This window comes from Lawsonibacter sp. OA9 (genome assembly GCF_022440585.1).
Map to the genome: position 1 here is coordinate 876094 of NZ_JAKNTI010000022.1, position 15507 is coordinate 891600.

Below are 15507 nucleotides of genomic sequence, written 5' to 3' on the forward strand. Positions count from 1 at the left end.
TATATCGACCGGGCGGACTACCGGACGGTCACTATCCAGCCAAACCCTGTGTGATTCCAAAGGGAAGGGCTTTTTAGTCAGCGCAGGGATGGCCGCAGGTGCCATCATAGCCCTCGTTCTTCATGCATAGATGAACAGCGCCGATCTTATAGGTCTTAGGCAGAGCCAAGATATTGGGGTTGGGGCCGACAAATTTCTTTTTGGCGTCCTCCAGGGCTTCCTCGAAGGTGGACCGGGTCTTCAGCCCCATAGAGCGGGCAATACCCGGTTCTTGGGCACCCACAATATAGATGGCGGAAGTGTTCATCTCGGCAATGTGACCGCAGCTCATCATGGAGAAGCCGTGGAAGGGGTGGAAGGCGTTGCAGAAGCGGTACTTGCGAATATACTCCTCATTGGTAGCGAAGTACTCGCCATAACGGTCCATGTCGGGGAGAACGTTCATGTAATCATGCTGGAACATCTCGTATAACTCCCTCAGATAGGGCCAACGTTCGTCGTGAAAATAGCCGTTACAGATGCTAGAAACGATGAATACACAGTGATCACTCATGACTCTCTTGTGGCGGATGACCTGAGCTGACAAGGCCTGCATCATCTGGATAGGGTTGGTACCCATGCCATTGCCATAGTGGAAGTCTTGGGGCATGCCGAACACCACTACATCATACTTCTTTTCTGCCCAGGGCACATAAGTCCGTTTGTCGGCGACATCCCAGGACACAGGTTGCATCTCCTTAGCATAGCCGGAGAAGATAGCGATCTGACGGGAGTAGGTGTCTAGTACCGCGTCACAGCAGAAGAAGGAGTGGCCCATCTTCTCTTCCATATGCATACCGATCTCATCGAACTTGGTACGCATCAGATTGTGGCCGGACACGGGGGTGAAGTCATCCCGGTGCATGACCTTGGGGACGTGATGACTAGCAATAGAGCGCCAGTGGGTGATGCCGGTAGTACAGTGCTTATAGCCGCCAGAGTATCCGCCGTAGGGATTGCCTTGGGTGTGTCCGATAAGAATGGGGATATCGCAGTCAAAGACATACTTGTTCATCAGCACCGGATCACCCCGCTGGGTGGTACCTAGATCCACCATGTGGTCGGGATCCTCACTGTCGTGACTGGTGATCTGGTTGGTGTAATAGAACTCATTGAACAGATCATCACCCAGAATCTTCTTCATCTCGGCCACTGTGGCTCGGGGATGAAGGCCGTTAGAAAACAGCAGAAGAATGTCCTCTTTTGCTACTCCAGCAGCGTACAGCTCATCCAGACAGGCCCGGATGGCCACACGACGATGGGAGGTAGGCTGGGTGCCTCCCTTCACAATGTCAGGAATGACGAAGACCACTGTCTTGCCGGGGCCAGCCAACTCCCGCAGAGGCTTCATGCCGATGGGGTGCTGGATAGACTCCAGGGTGGCAGCATACAGGCTGTCCCAGTCTTGGGGCAGACAAGGGGGATCGGGCACGGTTTCACCGGGGATAAAGATATCGGTGCTGTCAGGCAATTCGGCGCTCATAAGGCCTTGGCCGTATTCAAAATCCAGTTTCATGCAGGGAACATCCTTTCTAAACATAAAGTTTGGGTCAAAGCCTGGTCAAGAGATTTTGTCGTAGTGACGACTAAATACCTTATATAGGGCACTGGTATCCTGAGTACCCAAGCCCTGACCATGGGCGATCTCATTGTACATTTGAGCAGTGCCGGCGATCAGAGAGGGGGCGTCGGCATCCTTGGCCATCTGGAGGGCTAGCTTGGTGTCCTTAATCAGTAGGTCCACCGTAAAGGCAGGGGAGTCGTAGGCTTCATTGACGATGCACTTGCCCACTTCACGAAACAGACCGCTGACAGTGGCCGCGGTGGATGAGGCTACAGTATCGTAGAAGACCTCCTTTTTGATCCCTACATGGTCACAGATGGCCATGACCTCGGAGGAGATGGCGTTGATGCAGGAAAACATCATCTGGTTCAGCAGCTTTAAAGCGTTGCCGGCCCCGGAGTCCCCCACCAGTACAGCGTTGGCTGCAAAGCACAGCAACACAGGCTTCACCTTCTCTAACGCTTCACCAGAGCCACCAGTAGGCAGCATCCACTTGCCTGCCGCCGAGGGACGACCCAGGATGGGACAGTCCAGATAGGCTGCGCCGCACTCACCTACCCGGGCGGCCAGCCCCCGGGTAGTCTGGGGATCTACAGTGCTGGTGTCGATGACCACATGGTCAGAGGTAAGGGATGCCATCATACCGCCCTCGCCGAAAAGAACATCCTCCAACTGGACTGGGCTGGGCAGGGACATGAGGATGACTGAAGCCTGTTCAGCCACCTCTTTAGGAGTGGGAACCGCCTGGGCACCCAGAGCGGAAGCGGACTGGGCGGCTGTGGGAAATTTATCGTAGACTACAACGCTGTAGCCTTTGGCCAGCATTCCTTCCAGCATACAGCGGCCCATGCGGCCACAACCGATTAGACCGACCTTTTTGATGGGTTTATTGGCACCGGTCCAGGATATCATACAAAACTCCTCCTTCGGCATCTTTGGGTACGTCGATGTTCAATAGCTTACTCAGCGTAGGCGCTACGTCAATGATCTTTGCGGGGAACTTTCGTTCGTACTGGGGCACACCTGGACCAGTCATAATCATGACCGCATGCATATCGTGGAGCGAGGGGAGAGCTAGGTGAACACCAGTGAAGTTGCGGCACAAGCCAGCGGCTTCGTAAAGTTCGGGGTTAGCGATGACCCTTTCGGTACCATCCCGATACTGAATCTTGCTGCGGTAAATGAAGGGGTGGGACATATAACCGGGCTTCCAGGCGTATAGCACGTCGCCCACGCGGTCATAGCCGGGCCCCTCATAGATGCCCAGAGTGCCAGCCTCCTTCTTCTTAATGGCCAGAGCGACCACCTGATCTCCGGTTTCCGGATCCCGCATATTCATCAGGCAACGGATGATTTCCTCCTGGACTTTTTCATAGTCCTCAGGCTCCACGATGCCGTGAGGGTCTCGCCCCTTCAGGTTAATGAAGATGTGGGCGTGACAGGGCTCCAGGGGATGGCACTTGGTGTGCTCCCAGTTGATAGTAAGGTTGCTGGGATCGTCAGTGGTCAGATCCAACACATACTCCAACAGACCGGCACGGGCCAGGTGCTCTTTTACATAAGGGTTCCAGTCCAAATGGGTCATGCCGTGGTCGGAGATCAGGATCACATATGTATTGTCCAAGTCCACAGCATCCAGGATCCTTCCGATGTTCTCGTCCACCTGTCGGTAAGTCTCCCGGATCATGTGCCAGCAGAAATCAGCCTTGTCCGGGTCATATACCCGTGCCTTGGGCTCAATGCCAGCGTAAAGGACATGCTCGATGTGGTCGATAGTGCCTACCCAGGAGAAGGCCATGTCCCACTGCTGATGCTCAAGCACATACTTTGTGGCGTTGCCCCACCAGTTGGCGTGCATCTGCAGCTGGTCCAGGTAGAGTTCTGGAGCCATCCAGCCATCCATGAAGGCCCAGGGATCGTCAACCTCCATATAGGTACCGGCCACGGCCTCTACCTCCTTGCTCAGGGAGGAGGGAACGGAATAAGGCTCGGCCATGTTGATGGCGCTCTGGTACAGTTTGAAGTTCTTCCCGTCTGGGGTGAGTTGGAGGATCTGGAAACGGAAGCGGCCGTCCCGTTCATAGTCCCGAGCCTTGAAGTTTTTGGTAATCCAGGGACCTAGTTCCCCGTGGGTGATGTCGGTGATGGCCTGAGCGGCGTCCTTGGACTCAGAGATCAGCATACGATCATAGCCCGTGTCGGTGGAGGCGTACATCAACACATGCATGGGGTAACCTTCCACATAGGTGGGGGGGACCACAATGTCGAATTCTAGTGGCGGGCGCTTGCTTTCGGGCAGATTAGTCCAACCTTCAGCGGGTCGGGCTTCTAGCTGGACCGCCCGGCCGGGGATCTGGTTGCAGCGCAGCTTCTGGTTGGAGAAGCAGGCGCTGGAAGCCACGTCCCACAGGGGCATGAAAAAGTAGCGGAATGGTGGATTCAAAGAGCCGGCCAGCTGGCAGCCGTCTTCCTCCGAGATAGCGCCCATGGGGAAAGTGACCGGCCAGTTTATGAGGGCCACCTTTTTACCCAAACGCTTGCCCACGTCCCACATGGTTTCGCACAGTACCTCGTTGCGGTCGAAGGAAGTGTGCCAGTGATCTAGGTCCTCGCCCAGGTGTTTCACCATCAAGCTGGGCACTCCGTTGGTGCCGGATCCGGCACCGCTGACGATGGCAGTCCAGGCTGCGGCAGTCAGAGGCGGGAATACTGTTTCCAATCGGGAAAATATCCCCTGCTTCATTAGCTTGGCGGTGTTGGGCATAGCGCCCTCTGCGACAAACTTTTTGACCAAGTCCGGCATAGCAGCGTCCAGACCAAGGAACAAAATTTTCTTTTCCATAATGCCCTCCTTTTCTGATCTGAGGCCTAATTTATATGGCCTCGTAGGTAGTTTATGGGGCAGCCTAAGCTGCCTGTTGATGTGGTGTTACGAAAGTTGCGTAGTGCAACACCTCCAAAAAACTGGCGCAATATTCGTCAAAATGCTTGGTTGATAAAGTTTTAACAATATATTTTCTGTAATATTAACGGATGAGTGGATAATATCACTGTTTTTTTTGTTTTGTCAATGAGAAAAAACGCAAACGTTTGCATAACGATGCGTTGGCGTTGGTTGCCATCCTGGAAAGTTTGTAGTAAAATAAAACGCATAGTGCGGCGACAGTGTCGAAGCCGATTAGTAAAGGAGCATTTGGATGAGCATTAGAGAAATTGCGCGGCGGGCGGGAGTATCGCCCTCTACGGTCTCTCGCATTGTCAACAGCAAAAATGTTTCGGCGGCCAGCCCGCAGACACAGGAGCGGATCTGGGCAGCTGTACGGGAATTGGGTTATGTCCCCAATCAACATGCCAGACAGCTAAAGCGTCCAGAACTGGATCAGAAGCCCCAGAATCAAAATCTGGACTGTGTCTATGCCCGTACTATTGGCCCCTATTTGGATCCCTTTTTTACGGTGCTAATGCGGGCAGCGGAGATTACCGCCTTTGATGCGGGGTATAATCTTCGCTATCATTACTCTGTGGCCGATATTCAGGATGGAAAAGCCCCGTTTACCGACACTAACTCTGACTCGGCCGTAGTCCTGGGCCGCATCGAGCCTCGTTCTCTCAGCCTGTTAAAAAAGTGGTATAAAAATATCGTCAATATTGGGCAGAACTCTGCGCCTGATGGGATCTTCGATCAGGTGATCTGCAGTGGTTACCAGGCAGTCCGCACCTGTGTGGAGTACCTGCGTTCGCTAGGCCATAAAAAGATCTGTTATATGGGGGAAACGGACAACGAGCAGCGATTTCAAAGCTATCTGGACGCCATGGCCGATCTGGAACTAGGTGACCTGACCCCCTATGTGGCACGCTGCTTGTTTAACCCAACCGATGGGTATGAGGCTACCAACCGGCTGCTGGACAGCGGGGTGGAGTTTACAGCCATTTTGTGTGCCAACGATATGAATGCTGTGGGCGCTATGAAAAGTCTGCGGGAGCATCGGCTGAAGGTTCCCCAGGATGTCTCTATTATCGGTATCAACGACATGGAAACTGTCTGCTATCTGGATCCTATGCTTACGACCATCCATGTCCCTCTGGAGGAGATGGGACATCTTGGAGTAAAACTGTTGATTGACCGCATTGAGGGCGGACATACATCATCAATAAAAGTGGACGTTCCGTTTACGCTGATTCAACGGGAGTCTTGCGGTCCGGCCAAAAAACGCTATTAATGGAAGAGGACCGGCCGTGGCGCTCTATTGCCCGGCTGCTCTGTATGAAGCAAAGAGGCAGCAATCAACTCCAGATGTCTCCTTATTGTCCAGATCACCTCTCTGCTATAGACTTTCACTACTGAATTTGTACCCGAAATCTCTCCCTGTTCCTGCGCATTATGATCGCCGGCAGGTGTAGGCGGCCGGTAGAACAAACCATCAAATGATAGGGAGAAAAATCATTTCGTTTTAAGAGCAATGGAAAAAGCGTGCCGTTTTTGCGGCACGCTTTTCCTCACTTTCGCCTTTTGATCTCGGTTATTTCACTATAAGATTATCTCGAACAAAGCGGCATACTGAATATACAAAGATTACATCCACACCTGTTGTGGACAGATGATTGGGAAGATCATAGGTTGCGAGAAGAAAATCAAACAGAGTATGAACACTCGGCAGAAGGCTTAAATTCAATACAACGATCTCTCGTATGTATAAGCGCAACTCAGAACGAAACATAGCACACACAGAATCCAAATGAAAAAGCCCCTGGCAGATACCGCAAATGCGGTATCTGCCAGGGGCTCAGACTCCTCGATAAATGTTCCCTTATATCAAGGGGTACCTGTCCGGTCCCAGGGTATATCTCACGCCTGTCCCGCCAAAGCGATGGCCCGGTCAAGGATGCGGCCCGCCGCCGCCTCTTTAGACAGGAGGGGAAGCTCCTCTACCCGGTCCCGTGTGATCAGGGTGATGACGTTGGTATCCACCCCAAAGCCGGCTCCATCCACCTTCAAATTATTGGCGCAGATCATATCCACGTTTTTCTTTTCCAGCTTGACCCGACTGTTTTCCAGCATATCGCGGGTCTCCATGGAGAAGCCGCAAATGATTTGGTCCGGGCGGCGGTGCTCTCCCAGGTGCTTTAAAATATCCTGGGTGCGTTTCAGCGGAATGGACAGATCGCCCTCTCTCTTTTTCACCTTGTCGTCGCTGTAATCCGCGGGGGTGTAGTCGGCCACGGCGGCGGCCTTAAAGATGAAGTCCGCCTGCTCCTGGCGGCTGGTCACAGCCTGGAACATATCTTGGGCGGATACTACCTCCACGACCTCCACAAAGGGGGGGGGGGAGATGGAGGTCGGACCGGACACAAGGGTGACCTGCGCCCCCCGGAGCATAGCCGTTTTGGCAATGGCGTAGCCCATCTTGCCGCTGGAGTGGTTGGTCAGATAGCGGACAGGGTCCAGAGCCTCCTGGGTGGGGCCGGCGGTGACCAGCACTTTTTTTCCCGTCAGGTCATGGGGCAGAGCGATGGCCCGCAGGATATGCTGGATCAGCAGATCAGGCTCAGGCAGCTTGCCAGACCCCACCGCCCCGCAGGCCAGCCGGCCGGAGGCGGGGGAAATGACTTCCCAGCCATAGTGACGCAGAAGGTCCAGATTGTCCTGAGTCACTGGGTTTTCCAACATATGGGTGTTCATGGCCGGAGCGATCAGCTTGGGGCAGGTGCAGGCCAGCACCGTGGTAGTCAACATATCGTCGGCCAGCCCGTGGGCCAGCTTGGCGCACACATTGGCGGTGGCGGGGGCGATGAGGACCAGGTCCGTCCGGTCGGCCAGGGCAATATGCTCCACCTGGTGGGCGAAATTGCGGTCAAAGGTATCCACCATACAGCGGTTGCCTGTCAGCTGTTCAAAGGTCAGGGGCGCGATAAATTGGGTGGCGTGCTGGGTCATCACCACCTCCACATTTGCGTGGAGCTTTACCAGGGCGGAAGCCAGATAGGCGGCCTTGTAGGCGGCAATGCCGCCGGTGACCCCAAGCAGGACGGTTTTTCCCTTCAGCATGGTGAACTCTCCTTTTGCGTTCAAATCAGTGTCTATTATACAAATTTTCTGCCGTGGTGTAAAGAGAAAAGGCCGGAAGAAAACGGAAAGGGACCGGGGGCGTATTCCTCCGCTCCGGCGGACAAAGTCCGTAAGTGCCTCACCCCCGGACCCTGTTATACGGGGGACGCACAGATGGGGGGGCAGCCCCTAGAGACCTTTGGCGCCTTTCCGTCTCTGGAAAGGCACCCGCCGGAAGTATGACAGGCTGTCAAAATTTTTCCAAGGCCCATCGGAGATACGGCAGGTGATCACATGGCGCCGCCTCTACAGCCTTATCAAATATCATATAGTCAAATAATTTTAAGCACTAATAATGCACTAAAAATAAATTTATAATAAGTTCAAAAGATATGCTTTGTTTATTAAATCAGAAAGTAGGCAAAGCATATGGCTGATAAAACCCATTTAAGCATCCGAATGGATGAAAAGCTACATGACAAGTTCAGATATGTAGCCGGAGCAGAGGGACGTTCTATGAGTGGTCAGATTTTGTATCTGATCCAAAAATGTGTTCGTGACTTTGAAAAAGAGCATGGCCCTATCCCTGAGGACGAGCTGAAGTGAGGGTGGGCGAGGCACTGCTGGACCTGCTCTTTCCGCCCAAATGCCCCTTTTGCCAGCGGCTGCTGCATGACCCACGGGCTCCCCTGTGTCCCAACTGCCAGGCCAGCCTGCCGTGGCTGACCGGAAGGGCGGGGGAGCGGCGGGTGGACTTTACCCAGGGCTGCTGGTCTCCGCTGGCCTACCAGGCCCAAGTGCGGGAGGCGGTCCAACGATATAAGTTTGCCCCGGCTCCGGCCTATGGCCGGCCCTTTGGCCTGCTGATGGCCCAGTGTGCCAGGGACCAGGGAGTGGAGGCGGAGCTGGTGACCTGGGCGCCCCTGTCCAAAAAGCGGCGGCGCAAGCGGGGCTTTGACCAGGGGGAACTGCTGGCCCGGACCGTGGGGGAATGCTTGGCGCTCCCTGTGCTCCCTCTGCTGGAAAAGAGCCGGCATACAGTCCCTCAGTCCAGTCTGCCCGATGGAGCGGCCCGTAGGGCTAACGCCCTGGGGGCCTATTCTCTGCTGCCGGGAGGGAGAATAGAGGGCGGGCGGGTGCTGCTGGTGGACGACGTGGTTACCTCCGGCGCCACCCTGAGCGAGTGTGCCCGTCTGCTGTGCCAAGGGGGTGCCAAGCAGGTCCTGTGCCTGACTTTAGCCCAGGCGGGAGAGGGTGGGGATAAATTAGAAAATAATAGAAATAATGGTTGAAAAGCCGGCGATCAGCCGTTATAATGATAGACGGCGGCAAATAGGTTTTGCCGATTTGGCTATACTATAATTGACAAAATAACTTGGCCCTGGCTGGCGGTCCGGGCCAGTGATGAATCAAGATAAGGTGGACGAAACTATGGGGCTATTTAGCAAAGATATCGGTATCGATCTGGGTACCGCTTCTGTTTTGGTATACATCAAGGGCAAGGGGGTCGTCCTGCGGGAGCCCTCTGTGGTGGCCATGGATAAGAACACCGGCAAACTGCTGAAGGTGGGTACCGAGGCCCAGGCCATGCTGGGCCGCACCCCCGGCAATATCGTGGCCATGCGTCCCCTGCGGGAGGGCGTCATCTCCGACTATGACATGACCGAGCGGATGCTCAAGGAGTTTATTAAGAAGGTGACCACCTTCTCCCTGTTTAAGCCCCGTCTTCTCATCTGCGTGCCCTCCGGCATCACCGAGGTGGAGGAGCGCGCCGTTGTGGACGCGGGCATCCAGGCCGGTGCCCGCAGAGCCTACCTCATTGAGGAGCCTGTGGCCGCCGCCATCGGCGCGGGTATCGACATCACCAAGCCTGATGGCCACATGGTGGTGGACATCGGCGGCGGCACCGCCGACATTGCCGTCATCTCCCTGGGCGGCGTGGTGGAGTCCGCCTCCATCAAAATCGCCGGTGACAAATTCGATGAGGCGGTTGTCAAGTATATCCGCAAGAAGCACAATGTCCTTATCGGAGACCGCACCGCCGAGGAACTGAAAATGACCATCGGCTGTGTCTTTCCCCGCCCGGAGGAGGTCACCATGGAGATCAAGGGGCGCTGCCTGATGACTGGTCTGCCCCGTGTATTCTCCGTGTCCTCCAGCGAGATGATCGACGCCTTTGAGGAGGTGTCCAGCCGCATCCTGGAGGCCATCCACGGTGTGCTGGAGCGCACGCCCCCGGAGCTGGTGGCCGATATCTCCACCAACGGCATCGTCATGACCGGCGGCGGCTCCCTGCTGTGGGGCTTTGACAAGCTGGTGGAGTCCCATACCGGCATCGAGACCCATGTGGCCGACGACGCCATCTCCTGTGTGGCCCACGGCACTGGCAAGAGCCTGGACAGCCTGGACCAAATGCAGGATGGCACCATGAACCTGTCCCGCCGCAAGCAGATGAACTATTGATGAGAATGAGTGTCCCCGGCCAGACTGGGCTGGCCGGGGATTTTCTAGCTCTTTTTTAGGCGGAGGAAGAGGACCGCGCATACCAGAGCGGCGGCCAACTCGGCGGCGGGCAGCGCCAGCCAGAGTCCCCATACACCCCAGAGGGCGGATAGGAGCAGGGCGGCCGGCACCACCAGGAACAGGCCCCGGAGCAGAGAGAGAAGCTGGGCGGGCAGGGCCTGCTGGGTGGCGGCGAAGTAGGTGGCGGCCATGATGTTGACGCCGGCCAGAGGGGCGGACAGGAAATAGAGCCGCAGTCCCTCCACCGCGGTGGCGGCCAGCACGGGGTCCCCCTCGCTGTTAAAGAGGGCAGCCACCTCCGGGGCGAACAGGGCCAGCAGGATATAGATGACCCCGGCCATCGCCAGGCAGACGGTCAGGCCGTATCCCAGGACACGCCGGGCCAGGTCCGGCCTGCCCTGGCCGTGGGACCGGCTGATGAGGGGCTGGGCCCCCTGCGCCACCCCGGTAAAGACAGCAATGACCACCAGGGCCAGGTTGGCCACGATGCCGTAGGCCGCCACCCCCACGTTGCCCAGCAGGGACAGCATAAGGGTATTGAACACCAGCATGACGATGCCGGAGGACAGCTCGTTGACCAGGGAGGGGAAGCCCAGAGAGCAGGTGGCTCTGGCGGTTTTCCAATGGAGCCGGGTCCGAACCAGGTGGAAGCCGTTTCGACGGCGGAGCCGGTGGAGCAGCAGGATGGCCATACTGATGACAGGGGCGATCCCCGTGGCCAGCACAGCGCCGAAGATTCCCATATCCAGGGGGAAGATGAACAGATAGTCCAACAGGACATTGGACAGGCTGCCCACCAGCATGGCTAGGGAGGCCAGCTGAGGCGCCCCGTCGTTCCGGACGAAGGCGAGGAGGGTGTGGTTCAGGATAAAGGCAGGGGAGAACAGGAGAATGACCTTTAGGTAGGTATGGGTCATGGCAAAGACCTGCTGATCCGCGCCCAGGAGAAGGGTCAGGGGACGGGAGAGGAACAGTCCGGAGGCCACATAGACCAGAGCGGCCGCCAGGGCCAGAAATAAGGTGTTGGTGAAGATGGCGCCCGCCTGCTCTCCACCGTCCCGCCCCCGGTGGACGGCGTATTGGATGGCGCCGCCCATTCCCAGCATCATGCCGGTGCCCATCACCAGACTGACGATGGGCAGGGCCAGATTCAGGGCGGCCAGGCCCTGGGTGCCCAGCCCCCTGGAGACGAAGAAGGTGTCGGCCAGGATATAGCAGGACAGCCCGACCATCCCGGCCACGTTCAGGGCGGCGTAGCGGAGAAAATCAGAAAAAAGTTCGGTGGTTTTCATCAGGTACCTCCTAAGACCGGCCCGGCGGGGGGCACGAAAAAAGCGCCAGCCCCTTCTATCTTCAACGGCCTAACGATAGAAGGTCTGACGCTTACACTCTTCCCCGGCGGCAAGAGCAAAGTTAGATATCAGTGTGCTATGATACCAGATGGGAGGCCCTGTGTCAAGAGCCGGGGCCCGCTGCCCTTACAGCTCGCTTTTTGGGGGAAATTGTGTTATACTGAAACTCCCAGAACGGGAGAGACACCCCTCGGGGATTCTGTGACGAAGAGAGGCGCTGAGTATGGAGAATGTGCAAGAAGTCCTGTCAAACGTCGCCGGCACCTTGAACCTAAAGACCTTGTCCTGGGATGCGGCGCTCCGGGTGGTAGTGCTGGTCCTGGTGGGTATGGCGGTCATCCGTGTCCTGATGAAGCTGGTGGACCGCCTGCTGGAGCGGTCCAAGTCCCTGGCCTCCCTCCACGTGTATATCCGCTCCATGGTCCGTGTTGGGCTGTGGTTCTTGCTGGTGCTGATGGCGGCGGGGTCCCTTGGCATCGACGTGACCTCCATCATCGCCCTGCTGAGTGTGGCCGGACTGGCTGTCTCCCTGGCCCTGCAAAACACTCTGTCCAACCTGGCGGGAGGGATCATGCTGCTGGTGACCAAGCCATTTCAGGTGGGGGACTATGTGGAGGCGGACGGAGTCGGCGGGACCATCGCGGCTGTGGATCTGTCCTATACCACCTTTGTCACCGTGGACAATAAGGAGATCTTTGTGCCAAACAGTCAGCTGTCCGCCGCCAAGATCGTCAATTACTCCGCCCTGGGCCGGCGGCGGGTAGAACTGACCGTCAACGCCTCCTACGACGCGCCTACACAGACGGTCAAAGAGGCTATCCAAGAGGTGCTGGACGCCATTCCCCAGATACAGCCTGATCCCGCCCCGGCCATCTGGCTATCTGCCTACCAGTCCAGCAGTATCCAGTATGTGGTCCGGGTATGGACCGCTGCCGGGGATTACTGGGACGTGTACTACGCCATTCAGGAGGGCCTGCGGGAGTCCTTTACCCGCCACGGGATCGAGATGACCTATGACCATCTGAATGTCCATATCCTGGAGCGATGAACGCCGCTTAGGCCAGCCGCACCCCCAGTCCGCGGGGCCTTCAAGGCATAGCCAGCCCGTGGAGAAAGCCGTCCAGCTGGGGCGAGAGGACCTCGCCAGCGATGACGGTGTTTTTATAGATCAGCAGGTTTACCTGTACGCCGGCTTCTCCCGTCGGGTAGTTGGTGATCTCATAGGTATAACGCTTGGCCCGCTTTCCAGTGTACTTTTCCAGGTCAAAGCCCTGGCCGGACTGGAGGGCGAGGTACTCGTTATAGCTCTCGTCCATCTCCTTGGGAATGAGCATCTCCTGGGTAGCGATAGGCTCTGGGGATACCTGCCAGCCAAAGTCGGCCAGATAGGCCACCCGGTCCTCGTTCGTCTTGACCCCTTTGGGGTCTGGGACAGAGGGCGAGGCCACCTCCCGGACGGCGGAGGTGCCCAGATTCAGCACCAGGGCGCAGCAGCAGGCCATAGCTGCCAGGGCCACCCCAAAGGCCAGCTTCCGCTTGGGGACCTTCGCGGTCACGATCAACACAGCGCATTTCTCCTTTCGTCGGCTCGTTCTCCCTTCACCATATGCGCCAAGGGACGAGGTTATACCCGAAAGGAGACAATAAGGGGCCCCAGCTTAGGATAGGGGCCTCCAGAGATTCACAGGACGGCTCTAACCGGCTCTGAGAGGCGGCGAGGCCCGGTACAGCCATAGGGGAGGGGAAGGATATGCCGCTGGAACGGCTGGATAAGATACTGGCCTCCACAGGCCGCTGGTCCCGGCGGGAGGTGAAGGACCTGGTCCGACAGGGCCGGGTACAGGCGGGGGGGATGCCGGCCGCCCGGCCGGAGGACAAGTTCGACCCCGCCCGGGACGAGATATCAGTGGATGGGCAGGTGGTGGACTGCGCCCCCTTCGTCTATGTGCTGATGAACAAGCCGGCTGGTCTGCTGTCCGCCACAGAGGACCGGCGGCAGAGGACAGTGCTGGACCTGCTCCCGGAGCATCTGCGCCGCCGGGGGCTCTTTCCCGTGGGCAGACTGGATAAGGACACAGTGGGCCTGCTGCTGCTCACGGACGACGGCCCGCTGGCCCATGAGTTGCTCTCCCCCAAAAAGCATGTGGACAAGGTATACTACGCCCGGGTGGAAGGGCAGCTGAATGAGGAGGACCGCAAGGCCCTGGCCTCTGGTATGGTTTTGGGGGATGGATCACAGTGCCTGCCCGCCCTGCTGGAGCCCCTGGGGCGGGGGAACGAATGTCGGCTTACCTTGCGGGAGGGGAAGTACCACCAGGTGAAGCGGATGCTGGCCGCGCGAGGTAAACCAGTGGCCTTTCTGCGGCGCCTGTCTATGGGCCCACTCTCCCTGGGAGAAGAGCTGAAAGAGGGAGAATGGCGCCTTCTGACGGAGGCGGAAGTGGAGGCATTGCAAAGGATTCGGAGCGGCAGTTGAGCCTTTTGGTCGTTTTTCACAAAAAAATAGAGAAAACCTCTTGCCAAACAGGGGGGGCAGCCGTTATAATAGAAGCAGTGTTCAAAGAGATTTTAGGAGGGATCGATGTGTCAAGCAGGATGTTCCAGAGCGTCGTGCTCCAGATGAAGGACAGTGTCAATCGCACAGTGGGTGTCATCGACGCTGATGGGATGGTGGTCGCTTGCAGCGAATTGACCTGCATCGGAGAGCATTGGTCTGGCGCTGTGGTCGCCGTGAATGGGGCTGACAGCAGCATCGCCTATTTTGAGGGGAAGACCTTTAAGCCTCTCGCGGGCTGGGGAGCCCAGTTCGATTACGCTGCCTTTGTCAAGGGAGAGGACGAACTGGCCGCCTCCCTGTGCGCAATGGCGGTGGTGGCCTTTAACGGCGCAAAGACTTACTACGAGGAGAAGCATGACAAGGCTACCTTTGTCAAAAATATCATCTCAGACAACATTCTGCTGGGGGACATCTATACCCAGGCGAAGGAGCTCCACTTTGTATCTGAGGCGCCCAGGGCCGCTTTCCTGGTTCGCCAGTTGGGGCCTGCCGATGTTACCACCATCGACGTGATCCAGGGCCTGTTCCCCGATAAGCAGACCGACTTTGTCATCTCTATCAACGAGACGGATGTGGCCCTGATTAAGCAGCTGCCTGAGGGGGCCGACGCCAGAGAGCTGCAGAAAATCGCCAAACAGATCGCCACTGCCGTTACCCAGGAACTGGGTATCAAAGTGGTCATCGGCATCGGAACCGTGGTCAATCACATCCGAGATTTGGCCCGCGCCTATAAGGAGGCCGGGGTGGCTATTGACGTGGGTAAGGTCTTTGAGAATGAGAAGACCATTATTAACTATGAAAACCTGGGCATCGGCCGTCTAATCTATCAGCTGCCCACCATCCTGTGCCAGATGTTCCTCCAGGAGGTCTTTAAGAAGAACCCCATTGACGCCCTGGATCAGGAGACTCTGTTGACTATCAACAAGTTCTTCGAGAACAACCTGAACGTGTCTGAAACGGCCCGGAAGCTCTTTGTCCACCGAAATACCCTGGTGTATCGGCTGGAAAAGATTAAGAAGCTCACCGGACTGGACCTGCGGGAATTCGACGACGCTATCACCTTCAAGGTGGCCCTGATGGTCAAAAAATATCTTATTTCCCGGGGCATTGAGTCCTAAGAGAGCTGAGAAAAGAAGCCGGGACCGACTTTTGTCGGTCCCGGCTTTTTATCCAATTCTTGCCCCACATGGGGCGGACGAAGAGTTGGGAAAAGACCCTCAAAAAATGCGGGGATAACCAGTCGGACGGGAGAGAAAGAAAGAAGAACTTTACTGATTTTGTCATTTACATAACACAGGATTTGTGGTACACTTTACTTTGATTACAACAGTCAGGGATGGAGATGGCGTTGCTTTTTTCTGTCGACTCTTGACAGGAAAAGGTTACAAGTGTAAACTATGAAGCGCGTCCCAACAAAATAGGCTGT

At 56.6% G+C, this 15507-nt stretch carries 13 protein-coding genes; 7 read left to right on the top strand and 6 right to left on the bottom strand.

Annotation, left to right across the window (positions count from 1 at the left end):
• Positions 1-73: 73 nt before the first annotated feature.
• Genes MCG44_RS05315 through MCG44_RS05325 form a run of 3 tightly spaced genes read right to left on the bottom strand, consistent with a single transcriptional unit; the run spans position 74 to position 4445 of the window.
• On the bottom strand, positions 74-1555 hold the full coding sequence (locus tag MCG44_RS05315) for a lactate racemase domain-containing protein (RefSeq protein ID WP_147570645.1): 1482 nt from the start codon (positions 1553-1555) through the stop codon (positions 74-76).
• A 45-nt stretch (positions 1556-1600) separates the two neighbouring features.
• Positions 1601-2515 carry an NAD(P)-dependent oxidoreductase gene (locus MCG44_RS05320; protein ID WP_240287138.1) on the bottom strand — a complete coding sequence of 305 codons (915 nt, stop codon included), beginning with the start codon at positions 2513-2515 and terminating at the stop codon, positions 1601-1603.
• On the bottom strand, positions 2490-4445 hold the full coding sequence (locus MCG44_RS05325) for an alkaline phosphatase family protein (protein WP_240287140.1): 1956 nt from the start codon (positions 4443-4445) through the stop codon (positions 2490-2492). Before MCG44_RS05325 ends, MCG44_RS05320 begins: the two co-directional genes overlap by 26 nt.
• A 355-nt stretch (positions 4446-4800) precedes the next feature.
• On the opposite strand from MCG44_RS05325, the gene MCG44_RS05330 reads away from it, so the two are divergent.
• Entirely contained in the window at positions 4801-5823 is a 1023-nt protein-coding gene (locus MCG44_RS05330; RefSeq protein ID WP_147570642.1) for a LacI family DNA-binding transcriptional regulator, read from the top strand.
• A 626-nt stretch (positions 5824-6449) separates the two neighbouring features.
• Here the strand turns inward: MCG44_RS05330 and coaBC are convergent.
• Entirely contained in the window at positions 6450-7649 is a 1200-nt protein-coding gene (coaBC, locus tag MCG44_RS05335) for a bifunctional phosphopantothenoylcysteine decarboxylase/phosphopantothenate--cysteine ligase CoaBC (RefSeq protein ID WP_240287142.1), read from the bottom strand.
• Positions 7650-8078: 429 nt separating this feature from the next.
• Here coaBC and MCG44_RS05340 point away from each other — a divergent pair, with 429 nt between their 5' ends.
• The 3 genes from MCG44_RS05340 (at position 8079) to MCG44_RS05350 (ending at position 10112) form a co-directional block, all read left to right on the top strand.
• Positions 8079-8255: an Arc family DNA-binding protein gene (locus MCG44_RS05340; RefSeq protein ID WP_186852689.1), complete on the top strand. Its 177-nt coding sequence runs from the start codon at positions 8079-8081 to the stop codon at positions 8253-8255.
• The gene (locus tag MCG44_RS05345; protein WP_147570639.1) at positions 8252-8941 is read left to right on the top strand and encodes a ComF family protein; all 690 of its coding nucleotides are present in this window, start codon (positions 8252-8254) and stop codon (positions 8939-8941) included. Before MCG44_RS05340 ends, MCG44_RS05345 begins: the two co-directional genes overlap by 4 nt.
• A 112-nt stretch (positions 8942-9053) precedes the next feature.
• Positions 9054-10112, top strand: a complete 1059-nt coding sequence (locus tag MCG44_RS05350; protein ID WP_374740038.1) for a rod shape-determining protein — start codon at positions 9054-9056, stop codon at positions 10110-10112.
• Between the two features lie 44 nt (positions 10113-10156).
• On the opposite strand, the gene MCG44_RS05355 is transcribed toward MCG44_RS05350, so the two are convergent.
• Positions 10157-11464 (bottom strand): MATE family efflux transporter, encoded by a 1308-nt coding sequence (locus MCG44_RS05355; protein ID WP_240287144.1) that lies wholly within the window; start codon positions 11462-11464, stop codon positions 10157-10159.
• A 283-nt stretch (positions 11465-11747) separates the two neighbouring features.
• Here MCG44_RS05355 and MCG44_RS05360 point away from each other — a divergent pair, with 283 nt between their 5' ends.
• Complete coding sequence (locus tag MCG44_RS05360) at positions 11748-12572, top strand: mechanosensitive ion channel family protein (protein ID WP_147570637.1); 825 nt, start codon at positions 11748-11750, stop codon at positions 12570-12572.
• 40 nt (positions 12573-12612) lie between these two features.
• Here MCG44_RS05360 and MCG44_RS05365 read toward each other — a convergent pair whose 3' ends face one another.
• The gene (locus tag MCG44_RS05365; RefSeq protein ID WP_240287146.1) at positions 12613-13089 is read right to left on the bottom strand and encodes a DUF4830 domain-containing protein; all 477 of its coding nucleotides are present in this window, start codon (positions 13087-13089) and stop codon (positions 12613-12615) included.
• Positions 13090-13274: 185 nt separating this feature from the next.
• On the opposite strand from MCG44_RS05365, the gene MCG44_RS05370 reads away from it, so the two are divergent.
• Positions 13275-14000, top strand: coding sequence for a pseudouridine synthase (locus MCG44_RS05370; protein ID WP_186852687.1), 726 nt, complete (start codon positions 13275-13277; stop codon positions 13998-14000).
• A 107-nt stretch (positions 14001-14107) separates the two neighbouring features.
• The gene (locus MCG44_RS05375) at positions 14108-15199 is read left to right on the top strand and encodes a PucR family transcriptional regulator (RefSeq protein ID WP_147570636.1); all 1092 of its coding nucleotides are present in this window, start codon (positions 14108-14110) and stop codon (positions 15197-15199) included.
• The last annotated feature ends 308 nt before the right edge of the window (positions 15200-15507 follow it).

What these genes read in the sequence shown, in the direction of transcription:
- MCG44_RS05370 (WP_186852687.1), top strand. Translation starts at nt 13,275, where the DNA reads ATGCCGCTGGAACGGCTGGATAAGATACTGGCCTCCACAGGCCGCTGG.
- MCG44_RS05330 (WP_147570642.1), top strand. Translation starts at nt 4,801, where the DNA reads ATGAGCATTAGAGAAATTGCGCGGCGGGCGGGAGTATCGCCCTCTACG.
- MCG44_RS05355 (WP_240287144.1), bottom strand. Translation starts at nt 11,464, where the DNA reads ATGAAAACCACCGAACTTTTTTCTGATTTTCTCCGCTACGCCGCCCTG.
- MCG44_RS05350 (WP_374740038.1), top strand. Translation starts at nt 9,054, where the DNA reads ATGAATCAAGATAAGGTGGACGAAACTATGGGGCTATTTAGCAAAGAT.
- MCG44_RS05360 (WP_147570637.1), top strand. Translation starts at nt 11,748, where the DNA reads ATGGAGAATGTGCAAGAAGTCCTGTCAAACGTCGCCGGCACCTTGAAC.
- MCG44_RS05315 (WP_147570645.1), bottom strand. Translation starts at nt 1,555, where the DNA reads ATGAAACTGGATTTTGAATACGGCCAAGGCCTTATGAGCGCCGAATTG.
- MCG44_RS05325 (WP_240287140.1), bottom strand. Translation starts at nt 4,445, where the DNA reads ATGGAAAAGAAAATTTTGTTCCTTGGTCTGGACGCTGCTATGCCGGAC.
- MCG44_RS05320 (WP_240287138.1), bottom strand. Translation starts at nt 2,515, where the DNA reads ATGATATCCTGGACCGGTGCCAATAAACCCATCAAAAAGGTCGGTCTA.
- MCG44_RS05340 (WP_186852689.1), top strand. Translation starts at nt 8,079, where the DNA reads ATGGCTGATAAAACCCATTTAAGCATCCGAATGGATGAAAAGCTACAT.
- coaBC (WP_240287142.1), bottom strand. Translation starts at nt 7,649, where the DNA reads ATGCTGAAGGGAAAAACCGTCCTGCTTGGGGTCACCGGCGGCATTGCC.